The following is a 2,154-nucleotide window of genomic DNA, read 5'->3' as shown; positions in this document are numbered from 1 at the left end:
TGGCCATGGCACGGTAACCTCCGTCTGAGCGACGAACCATTGCGGCTGGGGCCGCTTCTGGGACGTGTGTCGGCCGCAATTGGCGTTTCGGCCGCCGCGCGTTTCGGCCGCTTCTGCGGACTTGTCCCGGCCTAGTCGCTAAACGCCGGAGGATTCATCCGTGTTCACGATATTCTACACAATCGGTTTTGCCAGTGGCACGCTTGCTCTGTCTCTGGCGGGGACATCCTCCTGCGTTTCATCGCGAAACTCGGCACTTGGCTGCAGCACTAAACCAGATCGTGTTAGCAAGGTTCATGAAGGCAAGATCGGAGCATTAAGTGCCCCAAGCGCAGGAAGCGTCATCGGCACCAACGCCCATACCATCTGAGCAGACGCCACGATCAACGTCTAGCGAATGCCAGCGGCCCAAAATCCTACTGCTTGCCTAATCATTCTATCGAACGAGGCGCAGGGCAGGCACGTGCCGCAGAACCATACACACGGCTCCGGAGCCTATCATGAGACAATCTGTTCATTCTCCATCCCTGTCCTTGCGCCATCGAATTATCTGGCTGTTCGCAGGTCTAATCGCCGCGAACATTGCTGTCTGGATATGGGCCTTTAGCCTGTTTCACACCCAGCCATTAATGTTGGGCACTGCCGTTCTGGCTTGGGGTTTGGGTCTGCGCCATGCGGTCGATGCCGATCATATCGCTGCAATCGACAATGTTACCCGCAAGTTGATGCAGGATGGCCAGCGTCCAATTGCGGTCGGTTTCTGGTTTGCGATGGGGCATTCGGGCATCATTGCTATCGCCTCGATAGCAATCGCCCTGACAGCCAGCGCACTAGCTCAGTTCAGTGCGTTCAAAGATGTGGGTGGCGTGCTCGCAACCGCGGTCTCCGCGCTATTCCTATTCACCATCGCGGGCATGAATCTCGTTATCCTGCGGTCTGTCTGGCGGACCTTTGCCCATGTGCGTGCCGGGGGTGACTATGCTGAGGATGATCTGGACTTGCTGATGGGCGGACGCGGTCTGCTGTCCCGGCTGTTCGGACCGATGTTCCGGCTCATCAATAAGAGCTGGCACATGGCACCGCTCGGTTTTCTGTTCGGGCTGGGTTTCGACACCGCGACCGAGGTCGCCATTCTGGGAATGTCAGCCAGCCAAGCTGCCAATGGCCTATCGATTGGAACAATCCTTGTTCTTCCTGCGCTGTTTGCCGCGGGAATGGCCCTGATCGATACCGCCGATGGAGTGTTGATGCTGGGGGCTTATGAGTGGGCATTTGTGAATCCCATCCGCAAGCTTTACTATAACATTACAATCACGCTCGTCTCCGCAATCGTGGCGATTGTCATCGGCGGGATCGAAACCCTCGCCCTGATTGGAGGCAAACTGGGTCTGACCGGCTGGCCATGGACCGTTGCCGCCGAACTAGGCGAGAATTTTAACAGCCTTGGCTTTGGCATTATAGGGCTGTTTGTGTTCTGTTGGCTGGCAAGCTATGCAATCTACCGTTGGAAACGCTTCGATGAAATCAAGGTCTCCGCTACCATATAAACGGTGTCTTATCAAATAGATCAGAATTATTGGATCCTTCGACTTGGTGAATATCAGAACTACACGATATGATGACTGTGTGAGCCATTCGAGATGAAGTCCCAGCGACAAGGTTATTTGACGATGGTGAACGACAGCGGACCGCAGCTCTTGTTTGGCAAATCTATCGGGACCACCATTGCGACTGATTATTCCTGTTTTTTCGAGGTCGATCAGGTCACGCAAGCGGAAATGCTGGCACACCTGCTTCGGGAACAGTTGCCTGGAATTGGCTCGTAGCAGGTCAGCCGAAAGCAGCTCGAGCGCCTCTTTCATATAACACCCGCTGGTCTCTATCGTTGGGGCAACGACAGACGTCCTTGGCGGTTATGAACCTGAGTGTTCCGCAATGCCGGAAACGCGATCAGGCTGTCGACATGCTTCACCTATGCGGTAGAATGGCTGCTCAAGATCCAAGAAGCGATCGAGGCTTGACGTCGTTCCGATGCCAATCGTTAAGGGATTGGCATCGCGTTAGGTTTGGAGTATTCGACTGCCGACTTCTGCGTAATGCCGTTGTCAACAGATCGCGCCGGTGCCCGAGAGGGCTTAATTCGGGAACACGGTG

At 55.1% G+C, this 2,154-nt stretch carries 2 protein-coding genes; both read left to right on the top strand.

What is annotated here, in order from left to right:
- Nucleotides 1–500 precede the first annotated feature (500 nt).
- Complete coding sequence (locus tag AX692_RS18110; RefSeq protein WP_073977807.1) at nt 501–1,547, top strand: HoxN/HupN/NixA family nickel/cobalt transporter; 1,047 nt, start codon at nt 501–503, stop codon at nt 1,545–1,547.
- A 123-nt stretch (nt 1,548–1,670) separates the two neighbouring features.
- Nucleotides 1,671–1,826 (top strand): hypothetical protein, encoded by a 156-nt coding sequence (locus tag AX692_RS18105; RefSeq protein ID WP_155646378.1) that lies wholly within the window; start codon nt 1,671–1,673, stop codon nt 1,824–1,826.
- Nucleotides 1,827–2,154: the final 328 nt, after the last annotated feature.

The sequence above is a fragment of the Erythrobacter donghaensis genome, from assembly GCF_001557325.1.
GTDB classification, from domain to species: Bacteria; Pseudomonadota; Alphaproteobacteria; order Sphingomonadales; family Sphingomonadaceae; genus Erythrobacter; species Erythrobacter donghaensis_B.
This window is presented reverse-complemented; position numbering and strand designations above follow the sequence as displayed.

Excerpts from the sequence above, each read along its gene's own strand:
- AX692_RS18105 (WP_155646378.1), top strand. The coding sequence starts at position 1,671 with ATGGTGAACGACAGCGGACCGCAGCTCTTGTTTGGCAAATCTATCGGG.
- AX692_RS18110 (WP_073977807.1), top strand. The coding sequence starts at position 501 with ATGAGACAATCTGTTCATTCTCCATCCCTGTCCTTGCGCCATCGAATT.